Origin of the sequence: Shewanella morhuae (genome assembly GCF_003028295.1) — a bacterium.
In the GTDB taxonomy this organism is placed as follows: Bacteria; Pseudomonadota; Gammaproteobacteria; order Enterobacterales; family Shewanellaceae; genus Shewanella; species Shewanella morhuae.
This window is the reverse complement of sequence record NZ_PYSG01000002.1, coordinates 1,924,019-1,940,100: the sequence shown is the minus strand read 5'-3', so window position 1 is coordinate 1,940,100 and position 16,082 is coordinate 1,924,019. Positions and strand designations below refer to the sequence as shown.

Below are 16,082 nucleotides of genomic sequence, written 5' to 3'. Positions count from 1 at the left end.
TGTGATGCATCCTGTAAACTCGTGCTCTAACAGGATGATATTGCTATCTCTTTAGTGCATTTAACGGCTAAAGCGATTAGGCTGAGCTTAGATAGCGTGGATAAACGTGGTGCAAACCAATACCGTTCGCTAAAATCAGCATCACTGCTTTAAGATGCAGTTTTATATACGGTTTCAGGTATGATTTTAGGTCGTTAGATGCTGCGCTATGTGAGCGGCGCGATATGGATAAATAAGGGGTAATAAGTTTGGCAATTGAACATAATGAAATGGCGAGCTGCTTAAGCGCACTGCAATGTCGCACCAACTTCACCATTAAAAACATTACTGAATATATGCTCCCCGAGACCAAAGAGGCTTTTTATTTACACCTCGACGGTAAATCTCCTAATTTGATTATTCGCCCTGCCTTTGAAGTGTTTTCTGGCGAATTTGCCACGATTGCAGGCGTACATGCTAAATATGATTATTTTCATAATGCGCAAATGACACGTTTTCCTAAGCGTTTACATAAGAGCCTGACAGAAACTCACTATGGTTTAGCGTTTAGCTTTGACACGGTTGAAGCTGTGCAGCTGTTTATCGCAAGGCTCAGCGCGATAGTGAAAGGCACTTAATCTTTAAGCTGTTTAGTATTTTAGGTTTCATTTAAAGATTAGGTTTAATTTAAGAATTTAGTTCAGCACAGTAATATCGGTAGTAAAAATCTTCAGTTAGGCCTAAGGAGGCCTGTCATGAGTATGAATATGCGAGTCATCATCACGGTGAGCTTGGGGTGTTTGATGTTGTTAGTCGGCTGCACTGAACCAGCACCTAGAGTGTTTGGCACCGTCGAGCGGGACAGGCTGACACTCATCGCTCCAGTGGGAGAGCTCATAACTCAAGTGAATGTAGTTGAAGGACAGCAGGTTAAAGCGGGTGAAGTGTTACTGCTGCTCGATACAACCTCGGCAAATGCGCGCCTTGCCCTGCGCCAAGCTGAACTTGAACAAGCTAACGCTAAGCTTGCTGAGGCGATAACAGGTGCGCGTTTAGAAGACATTAAAAAAGCCAAAGCTGTGCTCGATGGTGCCAATGCCAGTGTTAAAGAAGCACTGCGCGCTTTTGAGCGAACTCAGCGTTTGTTTGCGACTCATGTACTCAGTCAAGCTGATTTAGATACTGCCCGCGCGGCGCGCGATACCAGTTTAGCCAAGCAAACAGAGGCAGAGCAAAGTCTGCGTCTGTTAGAACATGGCACCCGCAGTGAACAACTTGATCAAGCAAAAGCTGCCGTTGCTGCCGCTAATGCAAGTATAGATTTGGAGCAAAAAGCCTTAGCTGATTTAACCTTAGTGGCAGCGCGCGATGCGGTTGTTGACACTTTGCCTTGGCGAGTGGGCGATAGAATTGCACCGGGCACTCAGTTAATAGGTTTGCTCGCGAGCGCTAATCCCTATGTTCGGGTGTACCTGCCTGCGACTCAGCTCGATAAGGTGAAGGCGGGCACAAACGTTAATATTCTTGTCGATGGCCGCAAAACGCCGATTATTGGCACGGTACGTAATATCCGTAGTCAACCCGCTTATACCCCGTTTTATGCACTCAATGAACGTGACCGCGCGCGCTTGATGTATTTGACTGATATTACTATTTCGGCAGAAGGTCAGGACTTACCTACGGGCATGGCATTAGAAGTTGAACTGCCATGAGTCACAGTGACTTTGCGATTGAGACCCACGGCATGACCCGTGCCTTTGCTGGCGTCAATGCAGTTGAAAACCTCGATTTAGCCATTCCCAAGGGAACGATTTATGGTTTTCTTGGCCCTAATGGTTGTGGTAAATCTACCTCCATTCGTATGCTGACTGGACTGTTAAGCCCTACGTCGGGGGATATTCGGGTTCTGGGTGAAACCTTACCCGGCGCTGAGGAAAAATTACGCCGTCGTATCGGCTATATGACGCAAAAATTCTCTCTTTATGACAATCTTTCGGTGCGAGAAAACCTTGAGTTTGTGGCGCAAATTTATGGGCTGAATCGTAAAAATGCCAAGTTGCGCATCGCTGAGTTACTCACGCTTTATGATTTAGGCGGACGCCATAAACAAATGGCAGGCTCAATGAGTGGCGGCCAAAGACAGCGTTTAGCCTTAGCCGCTGCAACCTTACATCACCCTGAGTTACTGTTTCTTGATGAGCCGACGTCAGCAGTCGATCCTGAAAATCGCCGCGAGTTTTGGGAGCGTTTATTCGATCTCTGTGCCCAAGGTACGACCATACTGGTCTCGACTCATTATATGGATGAGGCCGAGCGTTGCCACGGTTTAGCCATTTTAGAGCGAGGAATAAAGCGTGCTGATGGCTCACCGCAACAATTAATGACGGTGATGGGCGCTAGAGTGATTGAAGTCTCTGGTGATGATTTGCGTACATTAAAACAATCACTTATAACAGAGTCTGCCATATTGTCGGCGGCGCAAATCGGCAGTCGTCTACGGGTGTTAGTGCGCAGTGATATTGCCGATCCATTAGCGTGGCTCAAGCCAAGGATTGCAAGCCGTGCAATGGAAGAAGTACGTGCCAGTTTAGAGGATGTGTTTGTAACGTGCACAGGTGAGCGCGTGGGTGCTAACTTGACCATTGAGGCTGACCATGTGGCGTAGAATTTTTGCAATTGTTGTCAAAGAGCTGCGGCAATTATCTCGGGATCGCATGACCTTTGGCATGATAGTGATGATCCCGTTAGTGCAACTCATGCTGTTTGGGTATGCCATCAATACCGATGCGCGTCATCTGCCAGCCGGTCTAGTTAATTTAAGTGATTCCGCGTATAGCCGCGCACTGGTTCAGGCGGTGGATGCAACGCAGGTGGTGGATTTTCAGCAGCGTTATGTCAGCGTAGTTGAGGCTGAGGCGGCAATTACTCGCGGCGAAGTGAAAGCCGTATTGTATTTACCAGCCGATTTTGATGAGCGTTTAGTGCGCCACCCCGCTTTTGCTGGGCAGGCCTATTTAGCACAACCTATCGGCCAATGGCTGGTGGATGGCTCAGATACTGTCGTTGCCGCAACCATACGTAGCCTAAGACAAATGCCGCTGGATGAAGTCGCGGGTAGAGCGTCAAAAAATAGTACGCCGAGTTTTGAAGTGGTGCAATATTTCAACCCTGAGCAACGCTCAGTGGTCAACATAGTGCCCGGCCTTTTGGGGGTTATTTTAACCATGACCATGGTGATGTTCACTTCTGCTGCGATTGTGCGTGAGCGTGAGCAGGGGAATATGGAGTTTTTGATCACCACGCCCGTGCGGCCGCTTGAATTAATGCTTGGCAAAATAGTGCCCTATGTATTGGTTGGCTTTGTACAAGTCATCATTATTTTGAGCGCTGGGCATCTGTTGTTCGATGTACCCATTCGTGGTGGGCTTGATTCTATTGCCCTTGCCGCTATGTTGTTTATTTGTGCCAGTTTGACCTTAGGTTTAGTGATCTCAACTATTGCCAAAAATCAGCTGCAGTCAATGCAGATGACGATATTTATCCTTTTGCCATCAATATTATTATCGGGATTTATGTTCCCCTACGAGGCCATGCCCATCGAGGCGCAGTGGATTGCTGAAGCCTTGCCCGCAACACATTTTATGCGGATGTCGCGGGCTATTGTACTGCGCGATGCCCAAGTGATGGATTTACAATTTGATGCCCTGTGGTTAATCGGTTTTACCTGCATAGGTTTGCTGATCGCAAGTTTACGATTCGTTAAGCGTTTAGATTGAGCTTACAAAGCTCCGTCAGCTGTTTCTGTTGCGCCGTGGGAGCGTGACCTAGTGGCATAGCTAAGCCTACTGTGCGTTTAAGCTCTATATCGTGTAAGGGGCGAAATACGATATCAGTTTGCTCAAGTAAAGCGGGTATCGCTGGGATCAGCGCGATACCTAACCCTGCCGCGACTAAACCAACGGCATATTCTACCGTTTGGATCCTCGCTCTTATCTGCATTTTAATCCCTTCTATATCTAATAATTGCTGCAAACTGCCCAAGGCTTCACAGGGGGCGCGGTGAATAAAAGGTTGCTGATGTAAATCCGTTAAGCGAATTGTATCTTGCAGACTCAGGCTTAAAGATGGCGGAATAGCCAGCAGATACGTGTCATGCCACATAGGTAAAAAGCTTTCATGGGTGGTTAAATCACTGGTGGTAATGATCCGCGCATCGGCGTCTTCGGTGGGTTCCACTAAGGTGAGATCCATGTCAGGACAAGCATTGGTAAAATCCTTTAACAACATACTCATACGCTGAACTCCGAGGGAGCGTATTAGACCTAATTTAAAGGGCACTTGGATTTCGGGTTTGCTGAACAGGGATGCGATAGCTTTGGACTCATTGAGTAAACGTTTTGCTAACGGATACAGTCTGTTACCTGTATCGGTAGGACTTACGCCTTTGCCATGCCGTTGAAATAATTGGGTATTGAGCTGCGCTTCCAGAGCTGAAATAGCCGCTGAAATCGAAGGCTGGGCGATATAACACTGTTTTGCCGCGGCACTGATACTGCCTCTCTCAAACACCACCACAAAATAATTCAGGGCACGTAAGTTCATTTTTACCTTCACACTTGGTATAGAAAATAGCTATGGATGATAAAGGAAAAGAATATTTTTCCTAGAGCAAAATTATGCTTATGCTATGCATGTTAACAAGTGGCACATGTTATTTGTGTGTGCATAACAATAAACCTCTGGAAAGGAATCGACCCATGGCTCGCGTTAACTTTGACTGGCAAGACCCGCTGCAATTTAATTCCCTATTGACCGAAGAAGAGCGAATGATCCGCGACATGGTGCATGAATATGCCCAGGAAAAGTTGATGAGCCGGGTTTTGATGGCTAACCGTAATGAGCATTTTGATCGCGAGATCATGAATGAACTGGGGGAGTTAGGGCTACTCGGTGCCACTCTGCCCGAAGCGTATGGTGGTGCTAATAGCAATTATGTAAGTTACGGCCTAGTGGCACGGGAAATTGAACGGGTCGATAGTGGATATCGTAGTGCCATGAGTGTGCAGTCTTCCTTAGTGATGCACCCAATTTATGCTTATGGTAGTGAGGCGCAGCGACAAAAGTATCTACCTAAATTGGCCGCGGGCGAGTGGGTGGGGTGCTTTGGTTTAACTGAACCAGATGCGGGATCTGATCCCGCAGGCATGAGAACTCGCGCTGAGCGTATCGATGGTGGTTATCGGATCTCAGGGGCCAAAATGTGGATCACTAACTCGCCAATTGCCGATGTATTTGTGGTGTGGGCAAAGCTTGAGGGGATCATTCGTGGTTTTGTGCTTGAAAAGGGCATGAAAGGCTTAAGTGCGCCGAAAATAGAGGGCAAATTCTCCCTACGAGCTTCTATCACGGGGGAAATCGTAATGGATAATGTGGAGGTGGGTGAAGATGCGCTTTTGCCTAATGTCGAGGGTTTAAAAGGCCCCTTTGGTTGTTTAAATAAGGCTCGCTACGGCATAGCGTGGGGCGCATTAGGGGCGGCAGAGTTTTGTTGGCATAGGGCACGTCAGTACAGCTTAGATCGTATTCAATTTAATCGTCCTCTCGCTGCCAATCAGCTGATCCAAAAAAAATTAGCCGATATGCAGACAGAGATCACCCTAGGGCTTTTTACCTGTTTGCAGGCGGGACGTTTGATGGATGCAGATTGTTTACCCGTCGAGGCGATTTCACTTATCAAGCGTAATTCTTGCGGTAAAGCATTAGATATAGCCCGTCTTGCCCGTGATATGCACGGCGGTAATGGGATCAGCGATGAATTTCATGTAATCCGCCATGTGATGAATTTAGAAGCGGTCAACACCTATGAAGGTACCCATGATGTTCACGCACTGATTTTGGGGCGCGGCCAGACTGGCATCCAAGCGTTTGGCTAGCCGTTAATTGGGATGTCAGTCTGTGTCACCCTCTTAAAACGACAAATTCAGTGGTGAAAAAATGGAAGACAGAGCAATTGCCCTCGATAGGCAGTTTGTCGAACGGGTATTAAAGGAAGCGTTTCAACCGCTTAGTCAAGGTTGGGATCATAAGCAATTGGGCCTGAGTGATGCCGATTTTGTGGGAATGTTTGAATCCCAGCTTAAGAGTCGGTTATTGGATATGGAATCTAGGCGAATGCGTGCGCGCAATCAAGGGTTTTACACCATAGGGAGCTCGGGTCACGAAGGCAACGCCGCTTATGCCATGGCATTACGTCCTACGGATATGGCATTGCTGCACTATCGCAGTGCAGCATTTATGCTAGAACGAGGTCGTCATGTGCCGGGGGAAACACAACTTTGGGATATGTTGCTATCTTTTGCCGCTTCTAGTGAGGATCCCATTTCGGGTGGTCGCCATAAAGTACTCGGCAGCAAAAGTTTAATGATCCCGCCCCAAACCTCGACCATAGCCTCGCATCTTCCTAAAGCGGTTGGTGTAGCCTTGAGTATTCCGCTGACCGAGCGGCTTAATTTGCCAGCTAATTTACCCAAAGATGCCATAGTGTTATGCAACTTTGGGGATGCGTCGGCAAATCATGCTAGCGCACAGACGGCCATTAATGCGGCGGGCTGGGCCGCTTATCAACAGGTGCCATTACCGTTAATGTTTGTTTGTGAAGACAATGGTATCGGGATCTCAACCCCCACGCCTAAAGGCTGGATAGCGGCTAATTTCAGCCAGCGTCCTGGCATTAAATATTTTTATTGTGATGGTCGTGATTTATTGGATTGTTACCGTGTTAGTCGGCAGGCTGCAGATTACGCACGCAGTAAACGTAAACCAGTATTCTTGCATGTTCGTACCGTGCGTTTAATGGGACATGCGGGCAGCGACGCTGAAATCGCTTATATGAAGAAACAACAGATATTGGATAATGAAGCCCAAGATCCGTTGTTGATCAGTGCAGCGCAAATTATTCGTGCAGGATTGATGACGCCAACACAAATTGTGGATCTTTATGGTGAGTTAAAAGCGCGGATCGCCGCCATTGCTGCTGTTGCGGTGACTCGGCCTAAGTTGATGAGCGTCACTGCGGTTATGACCGCAATAGTGCCGCCTCCACTGGTATTGATTCAGTCTGAACCTGCAGGAATGCCCTCTAACTTGGTTACTGAGTTATTTAGCCAAGCTTTGGATGCGCTTTTTATTGCCGATAAATTGTCTTTCGGTAAACCCGTGCATATGGGGAAATTGATCAACTTAACCTTAACCGAATTAATGGCTCGTCAGCCTAACATTGTCGTTTGTGGTGAAGATGTGGGTAAAAAAGGCGGTGTATACCAGGTGACATCGCGTTTAGTGGAACGGTTTGGACCCAATAGGGTGATTAACACTTTACTGGATGAAACCTCGATTCTTGGGCTCGCCATTGGTATGGCACACAATGGTATCTTGCCTATTCCTGAGATCCAATTTTTAGCTTATGTGCATAACGCCGAAGATCAAATTCGCGGTGAGGCGGCGACCCTCTCTTTTTTTTCTAATGGTCAATTCAGTAATCCTATGGTGATCCGTATTGCGGGTCTTGGGTATCAGAAAGGCTTTGGTGGTCATTTCCATAATGACAACTCTTTTACTGTATTTAGGGATATTCCAGGGCTGATTTTAGCTTGTCCGTCTAATGGTTTAGATGCCATGGGTATGCTGAGGGAATGCGTGCGCTTAGCTCAAGAAGAGCAACGTGTGGTGATTTTTCTAGAGCCTATTGCTCTTTATATGACGCGAGATTTACATCAAGTGGGTGATAATTTGTGGAGCGCCCAATACCAGCACCAACATCAAGCACCAAGGTTGCCCTTTGGTGAACTTGGCCAATACGGCACTGGTAAAACGCTGTGCATCATCAGTTATGGTAATGGATATTATTTTAGTCGTCAGGCTGAAAAACGCTTAAGTGAACAGGGTATCGCTTGCACACTCCTTGATTTACGTTATCTGGTGCCACTTAATGAACTGGCCATTGCCAGCGCGGCAGGTCAATGTGAACACATTTTGATTGTTGACGAGTGTCGGCGCAGTGGATCAGTGAGTGAGGCTATCTACACCAGCTTACATGAACATTTAGGCGACAACTGCCCGCCACTTATGCGCTTAAATGCCGAAGATTGTTTTATTCCACTGGCGGATGCAGCAACGCTACCGCTGCCGGGAGTCGAGAGTATAGTCGCTGCCGCATTGGCTTTAGTTAAACCGCAGGGACAAGCCCCGCTGACAAAAGCGTTGAATGTGACATCTTTGGTAGAAAGGAAAGTGTAATCATGGACACCACATCAATAGACAATAACGGCGCAGTTAAGCCATTGGTTAAGCAGCGTGTCGTGGTTATTGCACCAGGAAGAGGCTGTTATAACAAAGAAGAACTCGGTTATCTGGCCAGGTTTCACCAAAATAAACAAGAGTTTATAGCCAAAATTGATGAGTATAGAGCCACTCAAGGACAGATAGGTATTGCAGCTTTAGATGCTGAGGCTAAGTATTCATTTAAGCTGCATACTCCAGGGGAGAATGCTTCAGCCTTAATTTACGCTTGTGCAATGGCTGACTTTATGGACCTAGATACCGAGCAGTTTGAGATAGTCGCCGTGACGGGAAACTCTATGGGTTGGTATATTGCCTTAGCGTTAGCAGGAGCACTGGCTCCACAAGCCGCGAGTATCGTGATTAATACGATGGGCTCCATGATGTCTGAGGGGGTGATTGGTGGTCAATTAATCTACCCTGAGATGGATGAACATTGGCGCCAAGATGCCACCAAAACTGCGTTACTTGAGAGGGTAATTACAGAGGTTAATTGCCATGCGGGTTGTGAGTTGTTTACGTCTATCTTCCTCGGTGGGTATCGCATACTCGCTGGCAATGAGGCTGGGCTTAAACTTGCCGAGGAGCACTTGCCACCGCTCGATGACCGTTATCCTATGCGTCTTTATAATCACGGTGCCTTTCATTCACCTTTACTTAATGGCATTTCGGAAAAGGGCCGAGCCCAGTTGCCTTTGAATTTATTTCAAATGCCTAAAATTCCGCTGGTGGACGGTCGAGGTCAGATCTGGACTCAATACAGCACAGATACTGCCAAACTAAGAGAGTACACATTAGGCGAACAAGTCGTTAAGCCCTATGATTTTTCTAAGGCAATTGCGGTAGCGATGAAGGAGTTTGCCCCCGATAGAGTGATTGTACTTGGGCCCGGAAATACTTTAGGTGGCCCCGTGGCGCAGTCATTAATTGCCATTAATGGCTTTGGCTGGCAGACAAAGGCTAATTTTAGTGCCGCCCAAGACAATAATCCGCGATTAATCGCTATGGGTAATGAGCTGCAGAGGCCAATGGCGCTGGCAAAGTAAGGCAAACCTGAACGCGAGGTAGTGGCTGTGGTAATTGATTAATCTTATTTCGAGCTCAGGTTAACCCATAATTCGGGACTAAGTTAATTGGCGAAGTGGTCAGCTGAATTGATACATGCCTCTATTCTTGCTGCCTGCTAAAAAAACGACTTAGTCACCGGCATTGATGTAACGCAAAGTTCAAAATAAACCGTTCGGTTAAGATGTTGAAAATCATGATACTTAACTAGTATTTACCTTCAGCATTAAGGTTTGTCATTGCAGGAAATTTATTATGCCCCCAATTATTTGCTATAGCGCACTCGATGCCGTTGCTTTAATTCAAAGCGGCGAGACGCTATGGACGCACTCGATGGGCGCGACGCCCAGAATTTTATTAGATGCTTTAGCCAAGCACGCTCTCACCAAAGATAATCTCACTCTATTACAGCTACATACAGAAGGCGCCGAATCATTAAGTCACCCAGATTTAAAAGGGCATTTACGCCACCGCTGCTTTTTTGGTGGGCTGCCAACACGGGCATTATTGCAAAGTGGTGATGCGGATTATGTGCCGATTTTTCTTTCAGAAGTGCCAAAGTTATTTCGCAGTGGCGAGCAAAAAATTGATACTGCGATGATTCAAGTTTCACCGCCCGATAAACACGGCATGTGTTCTCTAGGGATTTCGGTTGAGGCCACGTTCGCTGCTTGCCAAGTGGCGGGTAAGATCATCGCCCATATTAATCCACAAATGCCACGTACCCACGGCGATGGTTTTATTCATATCAACCGCTTTGCCGCTGTGTATGAACAAAGTGCAGCTTTGCCAATACATTCCTTTGCAACGGGTGATACGGTGAGTTTAGCCATTGGTAAACATGTTGCGCAACTGGTGCGTGATGGTGATTGTTTGCAGATGGGTATTGGCGCAATACCCGATGCTGTGCTGTCTTGCTTAACAAGGCATCGCGATCTCGGTATTCATACAGAGTTGTTTTCGGACGGCATACTGCAATTGGTTGAAAAGGGCGTGGTGAACAATAGTAAAAAACGTTTCTATCCTGGAAAATTAGTCACAGGTTTTGCCCTGGGTAGTCAAAAGTTATACGACTATGTTGATGATAATCCAGCAGTGATTTTTATGGATATTGAACAAGTGAATGACACGGCTATTATTCGTAGAAACCCCAATGTGATGGCAATTAACTCAGCGCTGCAGGTCGACCTTTCTGGCCAAGTGTGCGCTGACTCTATCGGGACTAAAATTTATTCTGGCGTTGGTGGCCAAATGGATTTTATACGCGGAGCAGGATTATCAGAAGGAGGTCGTTCAGTAATTGCGCTACCCAGTACTGCTGTGGGTGGCAGTATTTCCCGTATTGCCAGCGTGTTATCTCCTGGCGCGGGCGTGGTTACAACTCGGGCTCACGTGCATTATATTGTGACTGAATATGGCGTCGCTAATTTGCGTGGTCGTTCATTGCGTGAACGTGCACAAGCGCTCATTGCCATTGCTCATCCCGATTTTAGGGAGCAACTGAGCAAAGATGCGTTTGAAGTTTGGGGGCTAAGAGTTTAGTTTTATATAAAAATGAATTAAAAAAGGCGCTTATGCGCCTTTTTGCTTGTTGTAAATCAAGAATTTTAAATTTGATAACTAATATGTTGATGAAAACGGATGATTAAATCTTCACGTTCAGGATCAACACTGATATCGGCGGCAAAGGTTTTTAGCGCGGCCTCTACATTATTCATAAAGCGACCAAAACCAACATCATCGGCATCTTTAGTACCTGCGACGATAATAAAGTGTGCCTCTTCAACTAAGTTATCAGCATCCCAATTGCAGATAACTTGTTGCTCAAGCGCATTAGGATCGAAGCCTATCATCTGTACTTCAGTTTTGCTGTCAAGCTTTTCAAATTTACTGTTGCGTACCAGTGGTGTTAAGCCATTAGCAATCATTGCCAGCCGGGTCAGTTGCTTACCGGCTGCGGCCTTGAGGAAACTATCTTCAAGGTGTTGATATAAAGGCGTAAAGTCAGTTGCTGAATCAGGTAATAACCCCTGTTTTAATCTACGGCTCAGTGGCAAGCTGACTGTCACGTAGGTCAGTGAACTGACGTTTTCGGGTAACTCGCATTTTCTTGCTTTATATCTTGGCTCAATTGCCCGCAGCTTATAACCATAGGTTTCTTTATAGCCTTTAGATTTCGCGAAAAGGTCGTAAGATAAGTGCTGATGGTCGCGGATCTTAACTTTGAGATCGCTGATTGGCAGCTTTGGCATTAGTTGATTAAGAAATTCACGTACCCGAGTGTGAAAACTAGCGGAGTTACTGCGGATACTTTCGCCAGTAGCTAGAAATACAATACGCAATTTACGTGCGCGGTAGTTTTCTTGTGTGAATAGGTTTTGAGCTTCGTGGTAGGCCGGGTTATAAAAAAATAGAATTTGTTCAGTAGTTTGGAAACAATACGCTTCAGTATGAAAGCGCACAACAGGCAGTTTATCGTTAGTGATTACGTGTACATTACGTAGATCGTGTTGTTCTGCCAAATTAAATACCAAACGACTTAAACTTTGGTAACAAGTTTGATAGTCGGGATATTGACTCAGTAATGCATCCGTCACCTTAATTTCGGCGGTGATGAATTGTTTGGTACGCGCTTCCTTGGGTAGGTACACTTTTTGCTGATGGCTAAGGGACATATTGACTCCTTGTTTGAGTTAACCATTTGCTAACACGAATTTTACTGTTTATCTATAGTGTCAGCCTTGCGTTAGAACACATTTTTATTAGATGAATATGAGTTTAGCTAAGTAAGCTGTTTATTAGCTTAAAAATATCGCTATTTTATTGAATTAGCGCACTTTCTATCCACGGTTGCATCCAAGTCGCAATTTTTTCTTGGGCCTTTTCGTTAGGGTGAATACCATCCCGCTGCATTAACTCTGGATGGGGCGCTATATCTTGCATAAAGAAAGGAATTAACACGATATTCTGTGCTTTGGATATGTCTTGATACACTTGGGTGAACTTTTTGGTGTAGCGAGGGCCATAGTTAGGCGGTACCATTACCTCGGTAAGTAGCACTTTTGCTCCGCTATCTTTGGTTAGCGTAATGATTTTGGTTAGATTATTTTCAAGTTGGGTTGGGGGAAATCCGCGCAAACCATCATTACCACCTAGTTCAACCACCACAAGGTCTGGGGTAACCGAATCGAGTAAGGCTGGTAATCGGCGTAGGCCACCCGCGGTGGTTTCGCCGCTCACAGAACCATTGATAAACTGATGTTCGGGTAAGTTTTTTTGCAGTAATGCTACCCAGCCTAACTGTTGTGCCATGCCATAGCTGGCGCCTAAGCTATCGCCAAAAATTAATACTTTTGCTGCATGAGCTGGCGCAGTGATTAAAACACTCATGAGCATGCATGCCCCAAGGGCTTTTGCTCCTGATTTAAATCTTAGCGTTTGATACCAGAACGATTTATATAAAAAGGATCCTATGTCTAACGTCATCTTAAAAAACAGTGCCATCAATGTTGTTAACCTCGAAAAATCAGTGACTACCCAAGAAGGGACGCTCACTATCCTCAAGGGCATTAACTTAGATGTCAAGCAAGGTGAGAGTGTGGCGATTCTTGGACCGTCGGGATCGGGTAAATCTACCTTGCTAGGGCTGCTTGCGGCGCTGGATACGCCTACCTCTGGCGAAATCTGGCTCGATGGCGTGGCGTTATCAAAACTCAATGAAGAACAAAAAGCGGCACTACGTAAACAAAAGGTCAGCTTTATTTTTCAATCCTTTATGTTGGTTGATACCTTAACCGCACTCGAGAACGTCATGCTACCTGCCGAGCTTGCTGGCGTTCGCAATGCTAAAGATAAAGCGCAAGCTATGTTAGAGCGCGTTGGCTTATCCCATCGTTTGACCCATTTACCTAAGCAGCTTTCGGGTGGGGAGCAACAAAGAGTCGCGATTGCCCGTGCTTTTATTTGTGAACCTAAAGTGCTGTTTGCCGATGAGCCAACAGGCAATTTAGACAGCGTAAACGGGCATAAAATTGCTGATATGTTGTTTGAGCTTAATCAAGAAAGCCATACCACTCTGATTCTTGTTACCCATGATCTGCTGCTAGCCAAACGCTGTCAGCGGCAGTTAGTGATGGATAACGGTCATTTACAAGAAGATAACGCTAATTCTTTACGTGATGCTGCAATACTTGCTGATACTAAGGAGGCTTAATAATGGAGTTAAGTCTGGCATGGCGCCTGTTTAAGCGTGAGTTACAGCAAGGTCAGTTGTTATTGATTATTCTGGCGATTACCCTTGCGGTATTGTCTGTAAGTGGATTAGCGCGGGTAAGCGAGCGCCTACAAGTGGCGATTACGGGCCAGGCTACAGAGTTTATTGCTGCCGACCGTATTATTGATTCGCCAGTTAAAATCGACGCGGCGATTCTCGCCAAGGCGGATGAGCTTGGGCTTAAGCATGTCACTAACATGCAGTTTAATTCGATGGTTTATTCGGGAGATAAGTTTCAATTAGTGACAGTGCGCGCTGTAGAGGCGGGTTATCCACTTAAGGGCGAAATTGAACTGATAAACGGTAAAACTAAAGCGTTACCTCAAGCTGATGAAATCTGGTTTGAGAGCCGCTTAGGTGGACTGTTGGGTTATCCAAAGTCCATAGAGTTAGGTAACAGTGAGTTTGTGCTCAGTGATGAAATTAGCCGCTTACCCGATGCAGGTTTTAATCCTTTTGCTTCTTCGCCCGTAATATTAATGCGCATGGAAGATGTGGCGAAAACGGGGGTGATCCAACCTGGGAGTCGCGTCACTTATTTGTATCAATTTGCGGGAGATGAAGCCTCGCTTACCGCCTTTGAACAAAGCGTTAAACCACAGTTAAATAGCACCCAACGTTGGGTTGATGTGCAATCTGGCGACTCGCCAATTGCCGAAGCTGTAAAACGCGCAGAGCGCTTTTTACTACTGGCTAGTTTAATGGGTATTGCACTGGCCTGCGCTGCGATAGGTATTGCCGCCCAGCGCTATTGTCAGCGTCATTATGATGTTGTTGCTATGCTGAAAACCTTTGGCGCTTCGGCAAAGCAAATTCGCTTACTGTTTGGTATGCATTTATTGCTGGTGACTTTGCTGGGTATTGTGCTTGGTTTAATCGGTGGTGTGTTGTTGGATTTGGGGATTAGTCATTTACTACCCGCTGAAATAGCGGCTTATTCACCGCCACTGACGCGGCCTTTGTTGCTCGGTATTGGTACTGGATTGATCAGTGCCTTCATGTTTTCGGCCTATCCATTGATGCGTTTATTGGCCATTCCACCACTGCGAGTACTACAGCGTCAGTTAGAAGGTTTGCAGCTGGGTATGTGGTTACACTTATTACTGAGTCTAAGTGCGATGGCACTGCTGGGATATTTGTACTCGCAAAGCTGGGCCTTGACGCTGACTGTGGTCGCCGCTGCATTGTTACTTGGAGTATTACTCGGGTTACTAGGGTGGGTGATGATCCGCTTGGGCCATAGTGTTGGGATGAAAACCACTAATCCACTCCAGTTAGCTTTAGCGGGATTAAGGCGTCGTGCGCGGCAGAACGTTCTGCAATTAGTCGGTTTTAGTGCCGCCTTAGTATTGCTATTGACGATTTTGGCCTTAAGGCAAGATTTGCTTAATGAATGGCAAAAACAGTTGCCAGAGAATGCACCTAACTATTTTCTGGTCAATATCGCCCCCGATGATGCCAAACCCTTAAATGATTTCATGACGGCTAAGGGGATAGCGGCAACGGATATTTACCCAGTGATCCGCGGCCGTTTAACCCAAATCAACGGTGAGGCGTTGATTTCGAATGAGCAGTCTGAAGCGGGTGAAAAAGGCAGAGTTGGTATTTCCCGTGAGCTCAACCTAACATGGCGTAATAGCTTGCCAGCCAATAATGAACTGCTGGAAGGAGATTTTAATCAAGCTGCCGATGAGGTATCAGTAGAATCAGGTGTCGCGGATCGTTTAGGCATTAGCATTGGTGATAACCTCACTTATATTATTGATAATAAAGAACTCATAGTAAAGGTCGCCAGTATCCGTGCTGTGCACTGGGAAACACTGCAACCGAACTTTTTTATGATTTTCACCCAAGAAGCTCTTGCGCCTTTTGCTTATACCTCAATGGCGAGTTTTTATTTAAATGAAGCGATGAATGTTGATGGTACGTCTAAAGATGCGGTGATCCTCGCGCTCATACAGCAATTTCCGACTATCTCTATTATCGATGTCGGCGCTATGGTGGCGCAGTTGCGACAGATTATTGAGCAAGTGTCATTATCACTGACCTTAGTGTTAGCACTGGTGCTATTGGCCAGTGTCTTAGTATTGATTGCACAGACTGAGGCTGGTATGGCAACTCGACAGCGCGAATTGGCAGTGCTGCGTACCTTTGGGGCGTCGGGCTGGTTATTACGCAGTGCAACTGGCTTAGAGTTTGCTTTGCTAGGTGGCATTGCGGGCGTGTTAGCGGTGATTGTGGCTGAATTTGCTTTGTATCTACTTAAAACTCAAGTGTTTGAACTTAATGTATATATGCACTGGCCATGGTGGGCTATTGCACCACTTTCCGGTGCTTTGCTGGTCGCATTACTGGGTATATGGCGCTGCCGTCAATTACTTAATCAATCCTGCGCGGAGTTATTAAAGTCAGGCAGCTAGCCGTGATG

The 16,082-nt window shown here is 46.2% G+C and carries 13 protein-coding genes; 10 read left to right on the top strand and 3 right to left on the bottom strand.

What is annotated here, in order from left to right; genetic code table 11:
- The first annotated feature begins 269 nt into the window (after window positions 1-269).
- The 4 genes from C9I43_RS08945 to C9I43_RS08930 all read left to right on the top strand — a co-directional run bounded on the left by C9I43_RS08945 (window position 270) and on the right by C9I43_RS08930 (window position 3,755).
- Window positions 270-617, top strand: coding sequence for a hypothetical protein (locus C9I43_RS08945; protein WP_107884098.1), 348 nt, complete (start codon window positions 270-272; stop codon window positions 615-617).
- Window positions 618-746: 129 nt separating this feature from the next.
- Window positions 747-1,691 (top strand): HlyD family secretion protein, encoded by a 945-nt coding sequence (locus C9I43_RS08940; protein ID WP_373455348.1) that lies wholly within the window; start codon window positions 747-749, stop codon window positions 1,689-1,691.
- On the top strand, window positions 1,688-2,644 hold the full coding sequence (locus C9I43_RS08935) for an ABC transporter ATP-binding protein (protein WP_107883213.1): 957 nt from the start codon (window positions 1,688-1,690) through the stop codon (window positions 2,642-2,644). Before C9I43_RS08940 ends, C9I43_RS08935 begins: the two co-directional genes overlap by 4 nt.
- Complete coding sequence (locus tag C9I43_RS08930) at window positions 2,634-3,755, top strand: ABC transporter permease (protein ID WP_107883212.1); 1,122 nt, start codon at window positions 2,634-2,636, stop codon at window positions 3,753-3,755. The genes C9I43_RS08935 and C9I43_RS08930 overlap by 11 nt, the downstream gene beginning before the upstream one ends.
- Here C9I43_RS08930 and C9I43_RS08925 read toward each other — a convergent pair.
- Complete coding sequence (locus C9I43_RS08925; protein ID WP_107883211.1) at window positions 3,739-4,581, bottom strand: LysR family transcriptional regulator; 843 nt, start codon at window positions 4,579-4,581, stop codon at window positions 3,739-3,741. The two genes, C9I43_RS08930 and C9I43_RS08925, sit on opposite strands and share 17 nt — an antisense overlap.
- Before the next feature lie 155 nt (window positions 4,582-4,736).
- Here C9I43_RS08925 and C9I43_RS08920 point away from each other — a divergent pair, with 155 nt between their 5' ends.
- From C9I43_RS08920 to C9I43_RS08905, 4 genes are all read left to right on the top strand, one after another.
- Complete coding sequence (locus C9I43_RS08920) at window positions 4,737-5,912, top strand: acyl-CoA dehydrogenase (protein ID WP_107883210.1); 1,176 nt, start codon at window positions 4,737-4,739, stop codon at window positions 5,910-5,912.
- Between the two features lie 61 nt (window positions 5,913-5,973).
- Window positions 5,974-8,274, top strand: a complete 2,301-nt coding sequence (locus tag C9I43_RS08915; RefSeq protein ID WP_107883209.1) for a dehydrogenase E1 component subunit alpha/beta — start codon at window positions 5,974-5,976, stop codon at window positions 8,272-8,274.
- A 2-nt stretch (window positions 8,275-8,276) separates the two neighbouring features.
- Complete coding sequence (locus C9I43_RS08910) at window positions 8,277-9,362, top strand: acyl carrier protein (protein WP_107883208.1); 1,086 nt, start codon at window positions 8,277-8,279, stop codon at window positions 9,360-9,362.
- A gap of 274 nt (window positions 9,363-9,636) precedes the next feature.
- Window positions 9,637-10,923, top strand: coding sequence for an acetyl-CoA hydrolase/transferase family protein (locus C9I43_RS08905; RefSeq protein ID WP_107883207.1), 1,287 nt, complete (start codon window positions 9,637-9,639; stop codon window positions 10,921-10,923).
- A gap of 65 nt (window positions 10,924-10,988) precedes the next feature.
- Here the strand turns inward: C9I43_RS08905 and C9I43_RS08900 are convergent, their stop codons facing one another.
- A complete protein-coding gene (locus tag C9I43_RS08900) occupies window positions 10,989-12,056 on the bottom strand; it encodes a DUF3083 family protein (protein WP_107883206.1) in 1,068 nt (355 codons plus the stop codon).
- Between the two features lie 145 nt (window positions 12,057-12,201).
- Entirely contained in the window at window positions 12,202-12,771 is a 570-nt protein-coding gene (locus tag C9I43_RS08895) for an arylesterase (protein WP_107884096.1), read from the bottom strand.
- An 82-nt stretch (window positions 12,772-12,853) separates the two neighbouring features.
- Here C9I43_RS08895 and C9I43_RS08890 point away from each other — a divergent pair, with 82 nt between their 5' ends.
- A complete protein-coding gene (locus C9I43_RS08890) occupies window positions 12,854-13,594 on the top strand; it encodes an ABC transporter ATP-binding protein (protein WP_107883205.1) in 741 nt (246 codons plus the stop codon).
- Between the two features lie 2 nt (window positions 13,595-13,596).
- The gene (locus tag C9I43_RS08885; RefSeq protein ID WP_107883204.1) at window positions 13,597-16,074 is read left to right on the top strand and encodes an ABC transporter permease; all 2,478 of its coding nucleotides are present in this window, start codon (window positions 13,597-13,599) and stop codon (window positions 16,072-16,074) included.
- The last annotated feature ends 8 nt before the right edge of the window (window positions 16,075-16,082 follow it).

Coding starts and splice junctions, on each gene's coding strand:
- C9I43_RS08945 (WP_107884098.1), top strand. CDS start 270: ATGGCGAGCTGCTTAAGCGCACTGCAATGTCGCACCAACTTCACCATT.
- C9I43_RS08940 (WP_373455348.1), top strand. CDS start 747: ATGCGAGTCATCATCACGGTGAGCTTGGGGTGTTTGATGTTGTTAGTC.
- C9I43_RS08935 (WP_107883213.1), top strand. CDS start 1,688: ATGAGTCACAGTGACTTTGCGATTGAGACCCACGGCATGACCCGTGCC.
- C9I43_RS08930 (WP_107883212.1), top strand. CDS start 2,634: ATGTGGCGTAGAATTTTTGCAATTGTTGTCAAAGAGCTGCGGCAATTA.
- C9I43_RS08925 (WP_107883211.1), bottom strand. CDS start 4,581: ATGAACTTACGTGCCCTGAATTATTTTGTGGTGGTGTTTGAGAGAGGC.
- C9I43_RS08920 (WP_107883210.1), top strand. CDS start 4,737: ATGGCTCGCGTTAACTTTGACTGGCAAGACCCGCTGCAATTTAATTCC.
- C9I43_RS08915 (WP_107883209.1), top strand. CDS start 5,974: ATGGAAGACAGAGCAATTGCCCTCGATAGGCAGTTTGTCGAACGGGTA.
- C9I43_RS08910 (WP_107883208.1), top strand. CDS start 8,277: ATGGACACCACATCAATAGACAATAACGGCGCAGTTAAGCCATTGGTT.
- C9I43_RS08905 (WP_107883207.1), top strand. CDS start 9,637: ATGCCCCCAATTATTTGCTATAGCGCACTCGATGCCGTTGCTTTAATT.
- C9I43_RS08900 (WP_107883206.1), bottom strand. CDS start 12,056: ATGTCCCTTAGCCATCAGCAAAAAGTGTACCTACCCAAGGAAGCGCGT.
- C9I43_RS08895 (WP_107884096.1), bottom strand. CDS start 12,771: ATGAGTGTTTTAATCACTGCGCCAGCTCATGCAGCAAAAGTATTAATT.
- C9I43_RS08890 (WP_107883205.1), top strand. CDS start 12,854: ATGTCTAACGTCATCTTAAAAAACAGTGCCATCAATGTTGTTAACCTC.
- C9I43_RS08885 (WP_107883204.1), top strand. CDS start 13,597: ATGGAGTTAAGTCTGGCATGGCGCCTGTTTAAGCGTGAGTTACAGCAA.